This is a genomic window from Collinsella sp. CLA-ER-H2 (assembly GCF_040092405.1).
Taxonomy (GTDB): Bacteria; Actinomycetota; Coriobacteriia; order Coriobacteriales; family Coriobacteriaceae; genus Collinsella.
The window spans coordinates 17,018-36,812 of the sequence record NZ_JBBNLO010000014.1 but is presented as its reverse complement, the minus strand read 5'-3'; the positions used below and the strand labels follow the sequence as shown (position 1 = coordinate 36,812).

The 19,795-nt window shown below is 62.5% G+C and carries 17 protein-coding genes; 15 read left to right on the top strand and 2 right to left on the bottom strand.

What is annotated here, in order from left to right:
• Positions 1–149: 149 nt before the first annotated feature.
• Positions 150–455, bottom strand: a complete 306-nt coding sequence (locus AAAX59_RS05495; protein WP_349071037.1) for a hypothetical protein — start codon at positions 453–455, stop codon at positions 150–152.
• 91 nt (positions 456–546) lie between these two features.
• Complete coding sequence (locus tag AAAX59_RS05490; RefSeq protein WP_349071036.1) at positions 547–819, bottom strand: hypothetical protein; 273 nt, start codon at positions 817–819, stop codon at positions 547–549.
• Positions 820–1,053: 234 nt separating this feature from the next.
• On the opposite strand from AAAX59_RS05490, the gene AAAX59_RS05485 reads away from it, so the two are divergent.
• The 15 genes from AAAX59_RS05485 to AAAX59_RS05415 all read left to right on the top strand — a co-directional run bounded on the left by AAAX59_RS05485 (position 1,054) and on the right by AAAX59_RS05415 (position 19,532).
• The gene (locus tag AAAX59_RS05485) at positions 1,054–1,725 is read left to right on the top strand and encodes a hypothetical protein (RefSeq protein ID WP_138375309.1); all 672 of its coding nucleotides are present in this window, start codon (positions 1,054–1,056) and stop codon (positions 1,723–1,725) included.
• Between the two features lie 442 nt (positions 1,726–2,167).
• Positions 2,168–4,795 carry an ATP-dependent chaperone ClpB gene (clpB, locus tag AAAX59_RS05480; RefSeq protein WP_349071035.1) on the top strand — a complete coding sequence of 876 codons (2,628 nt, stop codon included), beginning with the start codon at positions 2,168–2,170 and terminating at the stop codon, positions 4,793–4,795.
• A gap of 399 nt (positions 4,796–5,194) precedes the next feature.
• On the top strand, positions 5,195–5,863 hold the full coding sequence (locus tag AAAX59_RS05475; protein WP_349071034.1) for a Crp/Fnr family transcriptional regulator: 669 nt from the start codon (positions 5,195–5,197) through the stop codon (positions 5,861–5,863).
• A 158-nt stretch (positions 5,864–6,021) separates the two neighbouring features.
• Positions 6,022–6,600 carry a twin-arginine translocation signal domain-containing protein gene (locus AAAX59_RS05470; protein ID WP_349071033.1) on the top strand — a complete coding sequence of 193 codons (579 nt, stop codon included), beginning with the start codon at positions 6,022–6,024 and terminating at the stop codon, positions 6,598–6,600.
• Between the two features lie 88 nt (positions 6,601–6,688).
• Positions 6,689–7,909 carry a hypothetical protein gene (locus tag AAAX59_RS05465; RefSeq protein ID WP_349071032.1) on the top strand — a complete coding sequence of 407 codons (1,221 nt, stop codon included), beginning with the start codon at positions 6,689–6,691 and terminating at the stop codon, positions 7,907–7,909.
• A complete protein-coding gene (locus tag AAAX59_RS05460; protein ID WP_349071031.1) occupies positions 7,900–10,623 on the top strand; it encodes an MBG domain-containing protein in 2,724 nt (907 codons plus the stop codon). Before AAAX59_RS05465 ends, AAAX59_RS05460 begins: the two co-directional genes overlap by 10 nt.
• 79 nt (positions 10,624–10,702) lie before the next feature.
• Positions 10,703–11,890 (top strand): ABC transporter substrate-binding protein, encoded by a 1,188-nt coding sequence (locus AAAX59_RS05455; RefSeq protein ID WP_347492065.1) that lies wholly within the window; start codon positions 10,703–10,705, stop codon positions 11,888–11,890.
• A gap of 35 nt (positions 11,891–11,925) precedes the next feature.
• Positions 11,926–13,125: an ABC transporter permease gene (locus AAAX59_RS05450; protein ID WP_349071030.1), complete on the top strand. Its 1,200-nt coding sequence runs from the start codon at positions 11,926–11,928 to the stop codon at positions 13,123–13,125.
• Positions 13,126–13,135: 10 nt separating this feature from the next.
• Complete coding sequence (locus AAAX59_RS05445; RefSeq protein ID WP_349071029.1) at positions 13,136–13,726, top strand: ATP-binding cassette domain-containing protein; 591 nt, start codon at positions 13,136–13,138, stop codon at positions 13,724–13,726.
• A gap of 72 nt (positions 13,727–13,798) precedes the next feature.
• A complete protein-coding gene (locus AAAX59_RS05440) occupies positions 13,799–14,002 on the top strand; it encodes a hypothetical protein (protein WP_349071027.1) in 204 nt (67 codons plus the stop codon).
• 48 nt (positions 14,003–14,050) lie between these two features.
• On the top strand, positions 14,051–17,845 hold the full coding sequence (locus tag AAAX59_RS05435; RefSeq protein ID WP_349071026.1) for an acyl-CoA dehydratase activase: 3,795 nt from the start codon (positions 14,051–14,053) through the stop codon (positions 17,843–17,845).
• A complete protein-coding gene (locus AAAX59_RS05430; protein ID WP_349071025.1) occupies positions 17,731–18,426 on the top strand; it encodes a hypothetical protein in 696 nt (231 codons plus the stop codon). Before AAAX59_RS05435 ends, AAAX59_RS05430 begins: the two co-directional genes overlap by 115 nt.
• A 24-nt stretch (positions 18,427–18,450) precedes the next feature.
• A complete protein-coding gene (locus tag AAAX59_RS05425; RefSeq protein ID WP_152074178.1) occupies positions 18,451–18,789 on the top strand; it encodes a cupin domain-containing protein in 339 nt (112 codons plus the stop codon).
• Between the two features lie 43 nt (positions 18,790–18,832).
• Positions 18,833–19,171, top strand: a complete 339-nt coding sequence (locus AAAX59_RS05420) for a cupin domain-containing protein (protein WP_152074177.1) — start codon at positions 18,833–18,835, stop codon at positions 19,169–19,171.
• A 166-nt stretch (positions 19,172–19,337) separates the two neighbouring features.
• Positions 19,338–19,532 carry a hypothetical protein gene (locus AAAX59_RS05415; RefSeq protein ID WP_226798361.1) on the top strand — a complete coding sequence of 65 codons (195 nt, stop codon included), beginning with the start codon at positions 19,338–19,340 and terminating at the stop codon, positions 19,530–19,532.
• Positions 19,533–19,795: the final 263 nt, after the last annotated feature.

Genomic DNA, 19,795 nt, shown 5'->3' with positions numbered 1-19,795 from the left:
TGGGGTCAAAAACGGCCGCTAGATGTTACAGATCGAGACAGATGAGCGCCGGAGTCGAAAATCACCACAAAGGTGCCTGTCCCCTTTGTGGTGGTGGGGGGCGGGCTCGATGTTATTGTGATCGCTGGGCAGCATTTTAATGAATGTCTCTACAGGATTTCATCTGGGGTGGCGGGTTTGGTTGTTTTGGGGATGCCGAGTTTGGACGACGCGAAATCGTCAACATTGTCCTTAATTCCGTCTTTGGTGTAGACGGTGACCATATAGGTGCTGTGTCCGAATTCGCTCTTGTCGCGTGTTGCCCAGGCCTGCCAGTAGGCGGCCCCACTTCGCCCTTCGATTTTTCCGACACGGCGGAGTTCTGTTCGCTTTAATTTCTGGTTGCTATAGATGGTTCGACCGTCCTCCTCGGTGAGCCCGCACTGTCCAAGCATCTTGTCGAGGACTTGGTTCATGTGGCGCTCATCGGTGTTTGGTGCGTAGTCGTAGGCGAGGGTGATGGAGTCGAGTGGCTGGTCGTCGATCAGATAGTTTAGCGCCTGAGGTTCAAGGCAGAAATGGGGGGGAGCATCCGTCGATCTGACCGAGCAGTGGCAACTTTGACTGCCAAAATCCGGTGGGAATTCTATCTTCGTAAAACACGCCGCGGCAGATAAAGGAGAGCGAGGTGGCACGCGAGCCGGCGTCGACCATCCCGCACAAATCGAAGGGCGAGGCGATACCGAGAGAAAAGGGCGTGATGACGATAAGGAAGAGCATCACGATGGGTACGGCGAGAATGGCGATGACGTTGCGACCGGTGGAATGAGACGGCTTCATATGATCTCCCCGAAACAAAAAGCTGTTGAGGATAGATAGAAATAGATAAATTCAGATAACAAATTAAGTTTAATCTCATGGCGTGAGATGGTCGACCGTTAGCGTCGAAACCCACCACAAAGGTGCCTGTCTCCTTTGTGGTGGTGGGGAGCGAGCGGCTTCTTTTGGTGATAGTGTTAGCTGACGGTATCATTAGGGCAAATGACGCAGATCTGCATTGCGAGGTGTTTTGCTGTGAGTCGCTCTGCCCGTATTGGATTGATTGCTCTGGCGCTTGCGATCGCCGTGGTTGGTGTGGGCGTTGTCGGTATGGCATTTCTGCCTGCTGCGGTGACGGAGCCGGTGGTTAAGCCTGTGACTCAATCAGTCGAACTTCTGACCGGCGACGAAAAACCCGAGACCATTACTGTTGATTTTGATGAGAAACCGGCAGCGCTGGGCATTAGCAATTATCCGCGCATTCAGCTTGGGGCCATGCGCTACACCATGGACGCGAGCCTAATCAGCAAAGCAACCGAGCTGCTCAAAGGCAAAACCTTTAAGCGTTGGTACGGATATGCGTCCTATCGGGCAAAAGCGAACGACATGGTTGGCGGATGCCACTCTTCCATCGAGCTGGATACCGCGAACGGCGCAAAGCTATGTGATGTCTCGTACGATCCGGGTTACGAGGGCAATGAGGGTCCGGGCATCTACATCATGGACGGCGATGTGGCCTATGTCATGGAGGGCGACCAGACCGAGCTCAACGAGTTTATGGGTCAGTGCATTCAGGATGCCTATGAACAGACCTGCTTGCCCGACCTGCAGGCTGCACGCGATAGTGGGTCTGCTCGTACATGGCTATTCGAGGATGAGATGCCCTGGAACGCCGAATCGGGAAGCACGGGCTCGTCAAAAGAGTAGAGAACGCGACCACCACAAAGGTGCCCCTTTGCGGTGGTTTTCAGTCTGTCTCGATCTGTAACATCTGGGCCGTTAAAAGTGGGCTTGGTGTTACAGATTTAGATTATCGATTCGGGTGTCTTCTGTTTATCTCGATCTGTAACAGATGGACCCTTATTTGCCGAGTAGTTGTTACAGATTTAGACAAACGGGCGCTGCCGATCATTTCATCTCGATCTGTAACATCTGGACCCAAAAACGGCTGCTAGATGTTACAGATCGAGACGGTTGGTCGTCGGGGATGCAGTGGGTCGGCGTCTCAGTACCCTATCCTTCAATCACTCAGAAAATCTTATATATAGAGACTTAGATTTGTGTATAAGATCGCGCAAAGCTGGCAACAATACTTCTCGAACAACGTGAAGCCGCCCCGTAGGGCGGCCGCCCCAAGAGAGGTGATTCCATGAGAATCGATAAGCTAGCAATGACGTCGCGCGAGGCGCTGCAGACCGCCATGAGCACGGCTGCCGACGCGCAGGCCGGCGCGGTAGAGCCGATTCACCTGCTGTCCGCCCTGCTCGGTGCCGGCGAGCGCAATATCTCCGTGATTATCGAGCGCATCGGTGCCGACCCGGCCCAGCTCGCACGCTCCACACAGGATGCCATCGACCGCGCGCCCAAGGTTTCGGGCGAGGGTCAGCAGATGGGCCTGTCCAACGAGCTCGTTCGCGTCATCGAGAAGGCTGAGAAGAAGGCCACCAAGATGGGCGACAGCTTTGTGGTGACCGAGCATCTGCTCATGGCGCTTGCCGAGGACAAGGGCGAGGCTGGCCGCGTGCTGCGCGACGCTGGCGTTACCAAGGAGCGCATCGAGCAGGTCTACGAGGAGCTACGTGGCGATGACCGCGTGACGTCTGCCGAGGACAAGACCCAGTTTGAGGCACTGGAGCAGTACGGTCGCAACATCTGCGACCTGGCCCGCGCCGGCAAGCTCGACCCGGTCATCGGCCGTACCGATGAGATTCGCCGTACCATCCAGGTCCTGTCCCGCCGCACCAAGAACAACCCCGTGCTCATCGGCGAGCCGGGCGTCGGCAAGACGGCCATCGTCGAGGGCATCGCCCAGCGTATCGTGGCCGGCGACGTGCCGAGCACCCTGCGCGACCGCGACCTCATCGAGCTCGACATGAGCGCGCTGGTCGCTGGCGCCAAGTATCGCGGCGAGTTCGAGGACCGCTTGAAGGCCGTGCTCAAGGAAGTGCAAAAATCGGAAGGTAAGGTCATCCTGTTCATCGATGAGCTCCACACCATCGTGGGCGCGGGTGCCACCGAGGGCTCCATGGACGCCGGCAACATCCTCAAGCCTGCGCTCGCCCGTGGCGACCTGCATGCGATCGGCGCGACCACGCTTGACGAATACCGTAAGTACATCGAGAAGGACGCGGCGCTCGCCCGTCGTTTCCAGACCGTTATGGTGAGCGAGCCTACCGTCGAGGACACCATCTCGATCCTGCGTGGCCTCAAGGAGAAGTACGAGATCTTCCACGGCGTGCATATCACCGATAGCGCGCTCGTGGCCGCCGCCGACCTCTCCGATCGCTACATCGCTGACCGTTTCCTGCCCGACAAGGCCATCGACCTGGTCGATGAGGCCGCAAGCCGCCTGCGCATGGAGCTCGACAGCATGCCGGTCGAGATCGACGCCACCACGCGTCAACTCACCCAGCTGCAGATCGAGGAACAAGCGCTCATGAAGGAGACCGATGACGCCTCCAAGGAGCGTCTGGAGGCCCTGCGTCAGGAGATCGCCGAGGTCCAGGAAAAGCTCAACGTGCAAAAGGCCGGCTGGCTCAACCAGAAGAACGCCATCGACCACGTGCAGGAGCTCAAGGGCCGGCTCGACGAGGCCAGAAGCGAAGAGGAGCGCGCGACGCGCAACGGCGACCTGGGCCGTGCGTCCGAGCTGCGCTTCTCCGTGATTCCGGGCCTGCAGCAGCAGATTCAGGATTCCGAGGCCGCGCTCGAGGCGCAAAAGCAGCAGGACGGCGAGGGCCTCAACGAACAGGTGACCTCCGATGAGATCGCCGAGGTCGTGAGCGCCTGGACAGGCGTGCCTGTGTCCAAGATGATGCAGGGCGAGCTCGACAAGTTGAAGGGCCTGGAGGGCGAGCTGCATAAGCGCGTCATCGGTCAGGACGAGGCCGTCTCCGCCGTTGCCGCGGCCGTGCGCCGCAGCCGTGCGGGCCTCTCCGACCCGGACAAGCCCATCGGCAGCTTCTTCTTCCTGGGCCCCACCGGCGTGGGCAAGACCGAGCTCGCCAAGGCGCTTGCCGAGTGCCTGTTCGACGACGAGCGCGCACTCGTTCGTATCGACATGTCCGAGTACATGGAGAAGTTCAGCGTCCAGCGTCTGATCGGTGCGCCCCCGGGATACGTGGGTTACGACGAGGGCGGCCAGCTCACCGAGGCCGTGCGCCGTCGTCCCTACTCCGTGATCTTGCTCGACGAGATGGAGAAGGCCCATCCGGATGTCTTTAACGTGCTGTTGCAGGTGCTCGACGACGGCCGTCTGACCGATGGCCAGGGTCGCCAGGTGTCCTTCAAGAACACGATTATCATCATGACGAGCAACGTGGGCTCCAAGGCCATCGCCGATCTGTCCGGTAAGGACGAGGAGGAGATGCGCCATCAGGTCGACGCGGCCATGGCTCAGACCTTCCGCCCCGAGTTCCTCAACCGTATCGATGACATCGTGGTGTTCCATCCGCTCGGTATGGCGCAGATCGAGAAGATCGTCGACATCCAGCTCGCCGACGTCCGCGCACGTCTGGCCAAGGAGCGCATGACGCTTGCCATCACCCCGGCGGCCAAGCAGCTGCTCGCCGTGGGCGGCTTGGACCCGGTCTTTGGCGCCCGTCCGCTCAAGCGTCTGGTTCAGCGCGAGGTCGTGGATGCCATCGCCGCCGCTATCATCGACGGCAGGGTGCGCGAGGGAGATCAGGTGACGGTCGATGCCGACAAGGACGGCGGCTTTACCGTCGTGTGCGACAACACGCCGTCTGCCACCTACGAGGTGCCTGAGGACAAGTAATCGGCGCGGGCGAGAATAATCGCTACGCAGCGAGAGGCGGCGAGTCGCGCCAAGCGGCCCGCCGCCTTTGTTTTGCGCGCCGTTTTCGACGTCGGATGCATTGTCGCTGCATGCCCCGAGTGCTTTTCGACGTTTGGGCGCGCGAAGACCCCTGAAATGGAGAAAAGTTGTGCTGTTCGACGACGCCGCGTGCGCCCCGATCTTCGACGGATTGACCGCTGCGCTAAAAGCCTCACCGCCCCTCACTCACTGGAATAATTCCAAAAAGTAGCCATGGCAACCCGCATGAAGTTAACCTTGTGTAACAATTAGCCATTACAGCTGGATGCTATGCCGCCGTTCCATCCAGCTGCCTTTCCGCGTGCAGGGAGAGCGGCTGAAAAGGAGTCATCGAGTACCATGGATGTCGATGAGGCAACGCTGGCTGTTCTCAAGAAGTCCCCGGTCTTTGCGGGCATAGATCCCGCCGAGCTGCCCGGCCTGCTGCGCGCCCTCGGCGCGTACACGCGTTCCTTCTCCAAGGGTGAGGCGGTCTTTCACAGCGGCGATAAGCTCAAGGCTGTGCCTGTGGTGCTCAAGGGTCGCACCGAGGCGCGTATGCTGGGCAAGGACGGCTCGCGTCAGATCATCTCGCGCTTCGAGGTGGGGGATTCCTTTGCCGAGGCGGTCCCCATGGCGGTGGGGACGGCGCCCGTTGAGGCGATCGCCCTTCAGGACTCCGTCATCCTCTTTCTTCCCGCCGAGGGGGTCAAGGGCAACGGTGACGGTGCACTGCTGCGGCTGTACGCCAACGTGATGGGCGAGATGTCCAAGAAGGTCAAGACGCTCACGGCCAAGCTCGCGCTGCTCTCCGAACCGCGCCTTCGCAAGCGCATCGCACTGTACCTGCGGCGCCTGCCGGAGGACAAGGACGGTTACGTGATTATTCCCTATAGCCGCAAGGCCTTGGCGGAGTACCTGGCGGTGAACGATAAGGCTCTGCTGCGCGAGCTCCGCCGCATGATCGAGGAGGGCGTGCTCGAGGGCGAGGGTCGGCGCCTCAAGCTGACGAGGCGCGGAGACCTCTAGAAAGCAATCCGAAAAATCTCAAAAAAGTTAGCCAATGGTAACCTTGGCAACCTTTTTTAAGTTTCTCTTATGAAACAATGCACGCCAAGAGATGAACAGAAGCATGCAGCGTTCAACTCCAAGCTTTACCGCAGTTCCCGATGAAGGGGGAGAGTACTATGGAGAAGGATTATTCGCGTCGAGATTTTCTGAAAGTGACGGGTGCTGCTGCGCTGGTCGTGGCGACGGCAGGTTGTGGCCTGGCGACGGTGCCCACGAGTGCGTTTGCCGATGCGAGCACAGATGGCACGTACACGGTCACTGCGAACGTGTACGTTGATAAGGCAGACACGCCTATCGGGCAGAACGCCTATGTCACTAACAATGGCAACCCTCCGCTCAATAAGCCTACGAGTCCCGTGTATAACAACGCGACACTTGTAATAAAAGACGGGAAAAAGCTGCTGACGGTCCCCATCGTTAACAATACGTTTGGCATTTTATCTATCGCTGATGCCTCGACGGATGGTGCGGTCTCGGTGGTCGGCACAACTGAAACGGCATGGAAGGCCCCGTTCCCATGGACCACACCTTATGCGAACCGGATCGCAACCATCACCTTTGATGTGACGAACTTTGCAGCGGGTACCTCGGTCGCAACGTTTTCCCCGTCGAAGGAGTTCGCGACGTTCCCGCTGTACAGGGGCGATAAAGCTTGGAACCTGCATCTTGTCGCAGATTTGAGTGCGGCACAGTAAGAGCTTTTGCACGAATCTTGGGGCGCAAAGCTAAAGGCCTCGGCTCAGCTTCGTTAGAGCCGGGGTCTTTTGGAGTAAGGGAGAAGAAATGGATAACAGGGCTACGCGATTGCTCCGCTATGGTTTGAGGCAGGCGGTGATACTCGTTGCCGCCCTCTCGATGGTGGGCTCCCAGCTGCCGATGACGGCGTTTGCCGAGGTGGCCCAGGAGGCCCAGGTTGCCTCTGAGCGGGCAAATTCCGACCAAGGCGTCACGGTCACGGATTCTGAGGCTGCGGCTACCACCGATAATACCGATACTGATTTGTCGGAGAATCATCCGGATGCCGATGCGGCGCAGCAAGTTCAGACGGACAAGCAAGAGGCCGATGAGAAAGCTGCTGCGGCAGAAGACGTTCCCTCGGCGGCGAAGGGGGAGCAGGAGAAGCAGGGTGCTTCGAGCGATGCGGAGAAAATGCAGGATTCCCAGTCTGCTGAGGAGGAGTCTGCAGCCGCCTCCCTCCTTGCCGCGTCTGATGAGGCTGACCCCGAGTCCTCGCGCATCTACTCGTCCGTGGACAAGCTCGTGCCGGGAACGTATAGCGTTCTGGCGAACATCTCCATGCGTGACCCCATTCCCGGCATGAATCTGCGAGCCTATGCCACAAATCCTCTTAATCCGGAAAGCATTAACGGTGCCGGCGGTATCCCCAATGTTCCCGTAAAAACTCGTAATGCCACGCTTGTCGTTGCTGCGGACGGCACGGTAACCGTTGTCGTCACCCTGCCCAACCCGGTTTTCACCTTTCAGAAGCTTGGTACGAGCGATGGGGCGAAGATTACGAATGTAACCACGAAGCCAATCGAGAAGAAGGACAACGACGACGACTACAACAAGAAGGTTGCCGATGCAGGCATTACAACGCGCATCGAACACATCACCTTCCAATTGGACAATCTGAGCGGTACCTACCATTTGACCGGAAATACCGAGTACGCAACTACGCTCAATAAATTCCTCAACAAGGATCTCGATTTGGACCTTGATCTCGCGAACGCCAAGAAGGAAGTCTCGGATGATTTTGCGAAGACGTTCAGCGATCAAGCGACTGGCGTGAAGCTCGATGTAAAGGCCAATGCAAGCTCGTCGGCGATAAATGAGCTGTCCGAGGCAACCCTTTCCGTCGCGTCGGTTACCAGCGGTCACGCATATGAAGCACTGAAGGTCTCTCTCGGTCAGAAGTATAAGACGGTTCCCGATTATGCGCTCTATACCATCGATTTGATGGCACAGGGGCCGCCATCGTACCAGATGACGCAATGGCCTTGACGTTGAAGCTGTCCAAGCAGCCTGCCGGATCCAAGGTGTTCCGTTTCGCCGGAAACAAATTGGAGGAAGTTGGCTCCGTTGCCGCTGACGGCACCCTGAGCGCCCCGGTTTCCGGTCTGGGTTCCTTTGTGATTGCGACTCCCAAGGACGAGGCAAATACGGGTGAGTGGGCCTGGACTTGGGATAGCCTGGACGCGGTCTCAGGTATCGGCATCTCGTACGAGACCGATGGAACGCTTGATGGTCCTTTTACGCAGCTGGGTACGCCCGAGCAGAGCGTTGAGATTATGAAGTGGTACTCAGGATATTTCAAGTTGAACACAAAGATATTGAACGACAGGGGATATACCGATCAGGTGCAATCTCTGGTGTCGAGTGAGTCTTCGTTTTCCTCGCCACAGGTGAAGGGTCTGTATAGTGCAGGGATAACGGTGCCCGAGTATGTTCCTGATGTTAATCCCTTCGATCCCGTGAGCGGATTCACCTTCTCTGATGAGCACATTGTGTTTGCCATGACGGTGCCTGCCTCCCAGGGAAGCGAGTTCTACCTGATAACGGGCACCAAAGGCTCGGGTGCCACCAAAGCAATCAAGCTCAAGGCATCGGTGGCGGACGGCAAGGCGTACGTTCGCCTGACAAAGGAGAATACCGGCACTGGCAACGTAACGAACTACCTGTTCAACTCCGCGTTGGATCTTGACGGAGGGACGATGCAGCCTGCCAGTGACGATACCCCCTGGGGCTACATTGCCGTGGTCAACGACGCTCCCAAACAGGTTGTCCAGCCGACGGCGGTGAAGGATCTCGTCTACACCGGAAAGGCCCAGATCGGCGTGACCGCGGGCGAGGGCTATACCGTTGGTGGCGTGGCTTCGTCAACCAACGCGGGAAGCTACAAAGCTATCGTTACCCTCAAGGACGGCTACGTCTGGAAGGATGGCACGAACAACCCCGTGATTATCGACTGGTCCATTGCTAAAGCCCCGCTTACGGCAGCCTTCAAGAACACGACGCTCAATGTGGGTGATGAGCTCAGTACCGGCCTTATGGATATTACGGGGTTTGTGAACGGCGAATCAATTATCTCGGTGAAACTGGCAGATACAACGTTCACCTTGCCAACGATGTCGGGTGGCGATACGTCGCAGGTGGGTACGTATACCGTGACCCCGACGGGCGGTACTGCTAAGAACTATGAGTTTGTGGGCGTACCGGGAGTGTTGACGGTCAAGAAGCCCGCAGCTTCCAAGGAACTCGCCCCCGGTACTTACCGGATTACCGCCAACCTCTCCATGCCGGGCAAGTACAATCCGTTGTTGCCGGGCACCACGGTGTATCCGACGAATCCGAATAACCCATTTGGACCCGTGATCGATTACAACGATCAAGCCGAGGTGTCGAACGATATTCCAATGACCCCTGTTTCCATGAATGCGACGCTCGTGGTGGCGAAAGATGGGACGCGCACGCTTGTCCTACCTGTTAAGAATCCCGTGTTCACGCTGCAGGAACTTGGTACGTCAAGCGAGCTCAAGGATATTTCGGTCACGCGCGTGCCGCCCAAGGATCCAGCAAACTGGAAATACGGGAAGTACGAAACACGGATCAGTCAGCTGACGATTAAGCTGACTGACGACTTGACAAGTGGGACGAAGGCATACTTCTTCAAGGGCTCAAAGATGTACGCAGTGCCCCTAGACCAGGATATTCAGCCGGCGGGTGATGTCGCCCTGCAGCTTGATGTTGCCTATAGCTCCGCCAAGAAGGTTTCTGACAGCACGACGGTTCCCGGCGGTAACGGCGGTTCCACGAACCCCGGAGGCAACGGGGGAGGGTCGGATCATAACAACTCCGGCAACGCCGGTGGTAACCAGAACAACAATCAAGGCAACCAGGGCACCTCGAACAACGGGGGCTCCACGGGCGGTAGCGGCACGGCGACCGGGCACCTTAAGGAGGGCACCTACACCGTGACGGCGAACATCTACGTGAGCCGTGCGAGCTCGGGCCTGCCGCTCTCACCGCACATCACGAGCGGCGTGTTCCCGCCCAAGGACCCGGTCACCAATAACGCCACGCTCAAGGTGGATGCCAACGGCCGCGCCGTGCTCTACCTGCCCATCAAGATCCAGTCGCGCATCATGACGGTGCAGAGCGTGAACGGGTTGAACGTCATCTCGAGCACAGGTGGCAACGCGCTCACCAGCGTGACCATCGACCTCGGCGTGCTTGAGAACCCCGGCTCCACCATCAAGAAGGGCTGCTCGGTGACCATCACCATGGGCTCACTCGCCTCGACCATCTCGGGCATCACCGGCCAGCACACCTGGGACGCCACCTTCGAGCTGAACCTCTCGGGGCTGCCGAGCTCCGGTGGCGGCTCGGTCCCGGCCGGCCTGCTCTCCAAGCTGCAGAACGCCGATTCCAACGTGACGGGCGTCACGACCAAGGAGGCCGAGCAGGCCGCCCTCGAGGCGCTCGAAGCCGAGGCGGCGGCTGCCGGCGAGGACGGCAAGAACAGTCCCGTGCAGAAACTTGCGGGCAAGAGCAGTGGCGAGAAGGCGCTCGAGACCAACCCGGTTGCCTTTGCGGCCGGCGTGGTGTTTGCCGGTGCGCTGGTTGGCGGCGGCTGCGTGTGCGGCGTGAACGCCTATCGCCGCCGCAAGCGCGAGGCAGAGCAGAGCAGTCGCACGGCCGAGAAGACCGAGGCTTAGTCACCGCACGGCATACAGGCAGGGCGGACGGGATGCTGGTCCCGTTCGCCCCTTTCAAACGTATTGGGGAGACGCATCCATGAACATCACTACCGATCTTTCGCGCCGTAGCTTTCTGGCGCTTGGCGGTTCTGCCCTCACGGTTCTGGCTGGCCTGGGCCTCGCCGGCTGCTCGGGCGGCTCGTCTACCGGCTCCGGTTCCGCTGCTGCCGGCTCGTCGCCCGCAGGCGTGACCTTCAAGTCTAAGACCGAGGATCGCGAGCTCAAGGGCTCGGCCGACGCCACCAAGGTGCGCGTGGGCCTCATCATGGGCCCGCCCTCCATGGGACTCTCGCAGTTCCTGCTGGCGGCTAAGAACAACAAGACCTTCAACGACTTCTCCTTCGAGCTGAACGGCGTGGACTACGTGGGCCTCTCGGCCAAGTTCAACCAAGGGGACTACGACATCTGCACCCTGCCCAGCAACATCGGCCCCATCCTCTTCAACAACGACGAGCTCAAGAACGACTACCAAGTCATTTCCATTGACAACCTGGGCGTGCTCTACGTGATGACCACCGATTCCTCCATCAAGACGCTCGACGACCTCAAGGGCAAGCAGGTGCTCGCCTACGGCCAGGGCGGCACGCCGGAGTACACCATCGAGGCGCTGCTCAAGAAGACAGGGCATGCTGGCGACTTCAACATCGTGTTCAAGAGCACGCCATTCGAGATCCTGAACCTCATTCAAGATCAGCCGAACGCCATCGCCATTCTGCCGCAGCCCTTCGTGGCGCTCGCCGAGACCATGGTGGACAAGCTCTACGTGCCCATCTCCATCACGGACGAGTGGAACAAGGCGTTCAAGAAGGAGGGATCGATGGCTGTTACCACCACGACCATCGTGAACAAGAAGTTCGCCGAGGAGCACGAGCAGGCCGTGGTGGAGTACCTGCAGATGGCGGGCAAGAGCGTGGAGTGGTCGCTCAAGAACATGAAGGCCGCCTCGCAGCTGCAGGAGGAGTTGGGGACCTTCCTCAACAACCAGGTTTCGCTTGCGGCTATGCCGCACATCGAGATGGTGAGCCTCACGGGCGAGCGTATGCGCACGGCGCTCTCCGGGTTCGTGAAGTGCCTCTACGACGCCAACCCCGATAGCGTGGGCGGCAAGATTCCCGGTGACGGCTTCTACTACCTGCCGCCCCAGGGGTATCTGGACGATTCGAACACGAGCGTCTCGGGCGAGGACGTGCCCACCGACGGCAGCGCGAGCGGGGACCTGCAGTGAGTGCCCAGGAGAGGGGTGCCGGCAAGGCAGGTGCCGTGGACGCGGGCATACCGGCGTCTGCGGCGGACGATGCCGCGCGCGGCGAGGCTTGGGCCGAGGCGGCGGGCGCTCCCGGGCGCGTTCTCACCCCGGCGCAGATCCACGACATGATGGGCGTGGACGAGGCGCGCGCCGCGCAGATGATCCAGATGGTGCGTCAGAACGGCTTGCCCGACGACCAGATGGCGTTCATGGTGCGCACCGCCGCGGGCAAGGGCGCCACGCCGGACAGAATCCTCGCGGTGATGCGGACCTTCGGGGCCGCGGACGAACGGGCTATCGGCGTGATGCGCACCTCCGGCGTGCTGGGTGACGAGGAGGCCAACGCCTTCCTCACGGGTGTGCGTGCGCTCGCCGTGGCGGCCACGGGCGCCGCGGATGACGAGGGCGCCGCTGCCGTCGCGCGGCGCGAGAAGTGCCTCGGCCTCCTCAAGCGGGCGGGCATCATCCTGTTCTGGTTCGCGGTGTGGGAGGTCGCCGACCGCCTCATTGGCAACCGCCTGGTGCTCGCCGGGCCCATCCGCACGCTCGAGGCGCTGGCCGCCCAAGTGGCGAAGCCCAACTTCTGGGTGATCAGCCTAGCGTCCACGGCGCGCATCGCCGTCGGCTTCCTCATGAGCTTCACGGCGGGCGTGCTGCTGGCGCTCGTGGCGTACCGCATGCGCATCGTGCGCGACTTCGTGGACCCCATTATCTCGCTGCTGCGGACGCTGCCCATCGTGAGCTTTATCATCATGCTGCTCATCTGGGTGGGGCCGCAGAACCTCACCATGTTCCTGGCGTTCTTCATCGTGCTGCCGCTCATCTACACCAACGTGCTCTCGGGCTTTGAGAGCGTGGATCCCCAGATGCTCGAGATGGCGCGGGTGTTCCGCCTCTCGCCGTGGCGCACGTTCATGTACGTGTACCGGCCCGCGGTGATGCCGTTTCTGGCTTCGAGCTGCAAGATCAGCCTGGGCATGAGCTGGAAGAGCGGCATCATGGCCGAGGTACTCGCCATGCCCGATCCGTCGATCGGCAAGCAGATGAACACGGCGCGCACCTTCTTGAACACGCCGGACCTCTTTGCCTGGACCGTGGTGGTGATGATCCTCTCGCTCGCGTTCGAGAAGCTGTTCATGCAGCTGGTGAAGCTTGCGGCGCGGCCGTGGGGCGGACCGTTGGGACGCGTCGGCACCGCGAAGGGCGGTGAGTGACGTGGAGTCGGTGGAAGACGTTCGCATCGAGGGGCTCCGTAAGAGCTTCGGCGACCTGGACGTACTGCACGGCGTGACCTTCACCCTAAGCGCGGGTGGCGTCTACTGCCTCATGGCGCCCTCGGGCAGCGGTAAGACAACGCTCTTTAAGGTGCTGCTGGGGCTCGACGCGGCGGATGCCGGCGTCGTGACGGGTATCGCGCCCGGGCAGATCGCGGCGATGTTTCAGGAGGAGCGCCTCTGCGAGGCGTTGACGCCCGTGGAGAACGTGCTGCTCGTGTGCCCGCGCGGGACGCGTCGGGCGCGGGTGCGTTCGCTGCTCTCGCGGATCCTGCCCAAGGACTCGCTCGACCGGCCCGTCTCGCAGCTCTCGGGTGGCATGCGGCGACGCGTGTCGCTCGCCCGCGCGGTGGCGTATCCCTCGCGGATGCTGCTGCTCGACGAGCCCTTCACCGGCCTCGACGCCGTGACCAAGGGGCGCGTCATCGAGTTTTTGCTGTCGGGGCGGCGCGGGCGCACGATGCTCGTCTCGACCCATGCCGAGGGCGATGTGGCGATGCTGGGCGGGGAGAAGATCGAGCTCGACCGCGTGCAGGACTAGAGGATTGACCACGGCGCCGCTGCGGGACCACTCCCGCTTGCGCCGAACCGATACCGAGATGAGGAGACAACTATGTTTGATAGCACCAAGACCATGCGTGAAATCGCGACCGAGGACCCCCTGTTCGCCGAATTCCTGGTGAGCAAGGGCTTCCCCTTCACCGTGGACAACCCCATCACCGAGCTCGTCACCTTTGACGACGTGGTGAACGTGCGGCAGCTCGACCGTGACGCCTTTCTGGCCGAATACGAGGGGTATCGCGCGGCGCGCGCGTAGGGCTTTGTGCACGGGAGAGGCGCCGAGAGGGGGCGGAGGGGTCTTCGTATGGCTATGACGCAGCACTACACGCTGGGAATCGATATGGGCGCGAGCTCGGTCAAGGTGGTCGCGCTCGGGACGGGCGCAGCCGCGGTGGAGGGCGCGGGTGCGGGGGGCGCGCCGGCCGTGCTTTGGAGCACGCGGCGGCCGCACTACGGTGATCCCGTCGCCTGCCTGCGCGACCTGCTCGCGGGCATGCCCGCGGCGCTGGCGCCCGAGGGCTGCGGAGGCATCGCGGCGACGGGCTCGGGGGCAGGTGCGCTCGCCGAGGCGGGTGCCGCGCTGCCCGTGCTCGAGGACGTGCCGGCCATTGCCTCCGGCGCACAGATCCTGGCGCCGGAGGCCCGCTCGGTCATCGAGATCGGCGGTCAGAACGCCTACTTCGTCTGCCGGCTCGCGGCGGCGGTGCCCGAGTTCGCCATGAACGAGAGCTGCGCCTCGGGTACCGGCTCGTTCTTCGAGGACCAGATGACCCGCCTGGGGCTCAGGATCGAGGACTTCTCTGCACTTGTGGGGCGCGCCGAGGGACATGAGGTTCCACGCATCTCGGGACGCTGCGCCGTCTTTGCCAAGACGGACATCATCCACCGCCAGCAGGAGGGCGTCCCCGTGGAGGACATTCTGCTCGGCCTCTGCTACGCCATGGTGAAGAGCTACAAGGCGCTCATCGTGCGCGGCCTGCCCGTGGAGGCGCCCGTGGCGCTCTCGGGCGGGGTGCTGCTGAACGCCGGCGTGGTGCGAGCCGTGCGCGAGGTCTTCAAGCTGGGCGAAGATGGGCTCATTGCACGCGAGGGGAACCTCTTCTTCCAGGCAGCGGGCGCGGCGCTCCATGCCTCGAAGCTCGCGGCGGCGGGCGGCGGGGCGGCGACCCTCGATGCCCTGCGCGGTGTGCTCGACCACCCGCGCTTCCAGGCGAGCGAGCTGCCCCGTTTGGCACCGTTGCCGGACGGCGGGTGCCGTCCCGGCGAGGGCTTCGCCGTGCTGTCGCGCGAGGATTGGGAGCGCGACCCCCTGACCGGCCGCATCCCGGTGTTTTTGGGAATCGACGTAGGGTCGACCTCGACGGACCTGGTCCTCCTCGACCCCCGTGGCCGCGTGCTCAATGCCCAGTACCTGCGCACTGGCGGCGACGCGCGCCGTGCCGTGCGCGAGGGGTTGGCAACGCTGGCCGCCCGCCTGGGTTCCGAGGTGCAGGTCCGCGCCGTGGCCACGACGGGCTCCGGCCGCAGCCTCATCGGCAAGCTCGTGGGCGCCGACGCCGTGGTGGACGAGATCACCTGCCAGGCTGCCGGCGCGGCACATGCCGACCCGCAGGTCGACACCGTCTTCGAGATCGGCGGACAGGATTCCAAGTTCATCGCGCTCACCGGCGGGCAGGTCTCCGACTTTCAGATGAACAAGGTTTGCGCTGCCGGAACGGGCAGCTTTATCGAGGAGCAGGCCGCTCGTCTCGCCATACCGCTCGCCGAGTACGGACCGCTCGCGCTTTCGAGCGAAGCACCGGTCGATCTGGGCGAGCGTTGCACGGTCTTCGTGGAGAGCGCCATTAGTGCGGCCCTCTCCGCCGGTGCCGCCAAGCGCGACGTAGCCGCCGGCCTTGCCCTCTCCATCGTGCGCAACTACCTGCACCGCGTGGTGGGCGGCAAGCGCGTGGGGTCGCATATCGTGCTGCAGGGCGGCGTCGCCTACAACCCCGCGATCGTGGAGGCGTTCCGGTCGTTCTACCCTGACGCGCTCACGGTGTCGCCCAACTTCGCCATCTCGGGTGCGGTGGGGGCGGCCCTCATGGCCGCCGATGCCGCCGCGAAGCCGGGTTTCGAGCTCACGGCGTTCAAGGGGTTCGATCTTTCCGGCACGACAGCCGCGGGGCGCGGCGTGGACGAGCACGCAGTCGCACTCAACCGTGCGTTCTACAAAAAGACCGAGGAGCTCTTTCTCGAGGGCTACACGGGCAAGATCGACCCGGCCAAGAAGACCGTGGGCATCCCGCGCTGCCTCATGTTGCACCGCCTGTTCCCGCTCGCCAACGCCTACTTCTCCCGCTTGGGCTACAACGTGCTGCTCTCGCCCGATACCACCGAGGAGCAGGTCCGCCTGGCACAGGAGAACGCGCGCGGTGAGACCTGCTATCCCGTGAAGCTCATCTACGGGCACATGGCGTGGCTCGCGGAGCGCGAACCCGACTACATCTTCATGCCGAGCCTGCACACTATCCGGCACGCGAGCTCGCGTGTGGCGCACAACTACGCATGCCCTTATATGCAGACGGCGCCGCGCTTGGTGGCGGACGCCCTCTGCCTGGAGCGGCGCGGCATCGAGCTACTGAACCCCCTGCTCGACATGGATTTTGGCCAGGAGGCCATGGCGCAGGCGCTGCTGGGGTTGGGCGAGCGGCTGGGCCATGCGCGCCAGGAGGCGGCCGTGGCCATGATGGCGGGCGGCTTTGCCGTCACGTCCTTTGGTGAGAAGACCGAGGCGCTGGGCGACGAGCTCTTGGGTTCGCTCGCGCCGGGGGAGCGCGTGCTCGTGCTCATCACGCGCAACTACGGTATCTCCGATGGTGCCCTCAACATGGGAATCCCCGAGATTCTGCTGGACCGTGGACAGAAGGTCATCACGCTCGGGCACCTGCACGCGCATGATATCGATGTCTCGGCTGACCACCCCGGCATCTGCTGGCCGTTTGGGCAGCACATCCTCTCGGGCGCCAAGATGGTGCGGCGCGATTCGCGGCTCTTCGCGGTGTACCTCACCAACCACGGCTGCGGTCCCGACACCATGCTCGACAAGCTCTTCGCCGAGGAGATGGGTGAGAAGCCCTACCTCACGATCGAGTGCGATGAGCACTTCAGCCGCGTGGGCGTGATCACGCGCGTGGAGGCGTTCCTGAACGCGCTGGCGCATCTCTCTGAGGAGGACGCGGTGCGGGTGAGCTCGCCTGCGGGTGTTGGCGCGGCCGCGGCCGTGGCCGATGCTGTGTCTAGGCCGTCGTGCGTGCACCGGGATGCGGCTGGCGGGGTCGCGTGCGCGGCGGGCGCCGCCGGTGCCGACTGCGCCGCCCCCTCGATGGCGCTCTCCGTCATACCCGAGGGTGGCGAGGCGCTCGATCCCGCGGTACCCGTGGCGGTGCCCAGGGTGGGCGCGTACGGCGACCTCGCGGCCGCATGGCTGCGCGCGCGGGGCTTCGACGCCCGTGCGATCCCGCTCGACGCCGTGGCACTCGAGGCCGGGCGTACGGCGACGTCCACCAAGGAGTATGGCTCGTTCACGGCGTTCCTGGGCGCGGCGCTCGTGGCGGAGCAGGTCGCCGGCCCGGGGCCGCTCTCGCTGGCATTGCCTGCCACCTGCGGCGCCGAGGCCGATAACCAATATGACCGCGTGGTCCGCGCGGTGCTGCGCCAGCGCGGCCACGGTGACGTGGCAATCGCCGCACCGCGTTTCGAGGTCCTTCCCTGGGAGCTTAACCGCCGGCTGGGCGCGGGGCGGCTTCCGAGCTCTTCGGCGTGCTACTTGCGGGCGATGCCGCCAATGCGCTGCCGGTGTCGAGGCGGGCTGGTTTCGTGCGCGCCTGCGTGGAGCAGCTTGTCGCCGGGGGCGCTTCCTCGCTGGACGTGCCGCGGATCGCGCGGCTCGTCGCGGAGTTCGCAGGGGGCGATGCCCCCGATGCTGTCAGGCGGCTCGCCTTGGTGGGGGAGTGGCCCTGGGTCTATGTCGACGAGCTTACGGGTGAGCTGTGGGACGAGGTCGCGCAGCGCGGCTATCGGCTCGCGCGCATGCCGCTCTCGGAGTTCTTCTGGATGATGTGGCAAGACGAGTGGGAGCAGGACTCTTCGCAGGGGTCTCGCAGCGGGGTGAAGGGCATGCCCTGGGAGCCGGGGACGCGGGCGGGTGTCGCCGCGGCCCCTGCCTCTATACCTTCCGATGCCGTGTCCGCCGTCGAAGTGCCGGCCGATCCCTTTGCTGTCCCGGCGGACGAGTTGGCGGACCGCGCGTCTTTGCTCGATGCCTTTCGCTGCCAGATGGCTGCGCTCTCGGCCGCCCTTGAGAATGTGCTCGGCGCGGGTTCGAGCTCGTTCGCCGTGAATCCGGGCGAGCTCATTGCCGCGGCGGATGCAGGCATCCCGCGCTTCCGCGGAGCCGGTGCGCGGTATCGCTTCGCTAAGGTCGCGCTTGAACGTCTGCGTTCGGCGGGCGTGGTGACGGTGGCGTCGATGTACGAGAACGTCGACACCATCCTGCGGCTCAAGGCCGATAACGACGAGGCGCGGGAGGACATCGAGCGCGGTGGGGCCGCCAGCGCGCCGGTGCTGCGCCTCGCGTTCGACGGCACGCTCGACACTTCGAACATCGAGAAACTTCGTTCGTACCTTTACTATATATAGGTGCCATCTTAGAAAGGAGGCCCCATGGGGCTACGAAACCTGCCGACCGACGTCGCGCGCCCGCTGACGTCACTCATCGACGACGCCGAGCCCGGTCGTGTCTCGAGCCGCTCGCTCACGCGGCTCTCAGACGTATGCCAGATCATGCTGCTGTCCTTTGCGGCGGGGGAGAGCGTCTCGGACGAGGAGTACCCGGCGGACACCATGTACTACCTGCTTGAAGGCTGCGCGGGCATCACTTTCGCGCAGGAGGGGCGCGCGCCCGTGCCACTTGCCGCCGGCGAGGTGCTCCTCGTGCCCGCAGGTGTGCGGCATGCCGTGGAGCCTGCGGGTGCCATCAAGCTGCTGCAGCTATCCTTATAAGGGGACGTCTATCAAAAGAAAGCCATCGCAGAAAGGAACAACCATGGCAGAGCTCATCAAGAACATCGAGAAGGAGACTGTCTTCAAGCTGGCCGAGCAGGTGAAGCTCGAAGGCGGCAAGGTCAACAGCCTCACCCTCGCGCAGGCGCCGGCCACCAAAATCACCGTTTTCGCCATCGACGCCGACGAGGGCATGTCCAGCCATGCGGCGCCCGGCGACGCGCTCATCACGGTACTCGAGGGTACTGGCGAAATTACGGTCAACAGCGTCCCGCATCAGCTGGGGGCGGGCGAGAGCATCGTCATGCCCGCCGGCGCGCCGCACGCGGTGCGTGGCATCACCCCGTTCAAAATGCTGCTCGTGGTGGTATTGGCTGCGTAGGACGGCCGACGGGGAACGAAAAGGCGGCGCGACCACGCTCGACGAGATGGAGAAGGCTCACTTTGAGCCGAACGCCAAGGGCGGCGGATCCAAATTGGGTCCGCCGCCCTTTTTCGTGCGACAATCGATGAAGTTGAACGTGACCACATGGCAAGGAGCTATTCAGATGAAAGACGAGAACGAGACGAATGCACCGGTAGCCGACGCCGCGCCTGCCGCACCCAAGCCTGCGCCTAAGCCCGCGTCCAAGCCGCGCGACCCTTACATTCGCGCCGAGAACGAGGACGATGACGGCTACGATCCCTACAGTGATCGCCGTCCCGAGCGCGAGCCGATGTTCGAGGCCGACCCCTGGCGTTAGACTTTAGGCATTAATTCAGACGGCATATTCTAGGCGGACTCCCCGTCCCGTGAGAGGTGGTTGCGGCCGCAGAGGCGGACTGTCAAGATCTGGAACGGAGCTGGGTCCGGAGTTGGGTCTGTACGGCATGTGGTGGGCAGGGCGGTGTGGGGCAAAGGAATGGAGTGCAACAAGACGTTGAAGGGCGCGTCATGCAAAGAAGCTGAATCGTCTGTACGGTAACGGGATGTGGTCTCTGCCTTTGCATGTACGACCCAACCGTC

Bases quoted from the DNA above. Each gene is read 5' to 3' on its own strand.
- AAAX59_RS05495 (WP_349071037.1), bottom strand. From the start codon at position 455: ATGAACCAAGTCCTCGACAAGATGCTTGGACAGTGCGGGCTCACCGAG.
- AAAX59_RS05465 (WP_349071032.1), top strand. From the start codon at position 6,689: ATGGATAACAGGGCTACGCGATTGCTCCGCTATGGTTTGAGGCAGGCG.
- AAAX59_RS05440 (WP_349071027.1), top strand. From the start codon at position 13,799: ATGTTTGATAGCACCAAGACCATGCGTGAAATCGCGACCGAGGACCCC.
- AAAX59_RS05455 (WP_347492065.1), top strand. From the start codon at position 10,703: ATGAACATCACTACCGATCTTTCGCGCCGTAGCTTTCTGGCGCTTGGC.
- clpB (WP_349071035.1), top strand. From the start codon at position 2,168: ATGAGAATCGATAAGCTAGCAATGACGTCGCGCGAGGCGCTGCAGACC.
- AAAX59_RS05420 (WP_152074177.1), top strand. From the start codon at position 18,833: ATGGCAGAGCTCATCAAGAACATCGAGAAGGAGACTGTCTTCAAGCTG.
- AAAX59_RS05490 (WP_349071036.1), bottom strand. From the start codon at position 819: ATGAAGCCGTCTCATTCCACCGGTCGCAACGTCATCGCCATTCTCGCC.
- AAAX59_RS05435 (WP_349071026.1), top strand. From the start codon at position 14,051: ATGGCTATGACGCAGCACTACACGCTGGGAATCGATATGGGCGCGAGC.
- AAAX59_RS05475 (WP_349071034.1), top strand. From the start codon at position 5,195: ATGGATGTCGATGAGGCAACGCTGGCTGTTCTCAAGAAGTCCCCGGTC.
- AAAX59_RS05425 (WP_152074178.1), top strand. From the start codon at position 18,451: ATGGGGCTACGAAACCTGCCGACCGACGTCGCGCGCCCGCTGACGTCA.
- AAAX59_RS05460 (WP_349071031.1), top strand. From the start codon at position 7,900: ATGGCCTTGACGTTGAAGCTGTCCAAGCAGCCTGCCGGATCCAAGGTG.
- AAAX59_RS05470 (WP_349071033.1), top strand. From the start codon at position 6,022: ATGGAGAAGGATTATTCGCGTCGAGATTTTCTGAAAGTGACGGGTGCT.
- AAAX59_RS05415 (WP_226798361.1), top strand. From the start codon at position 19,338: ATGAAAGACGAGAACGAGACGAATGCACCGGTAGCCGACGCCGCGCCT.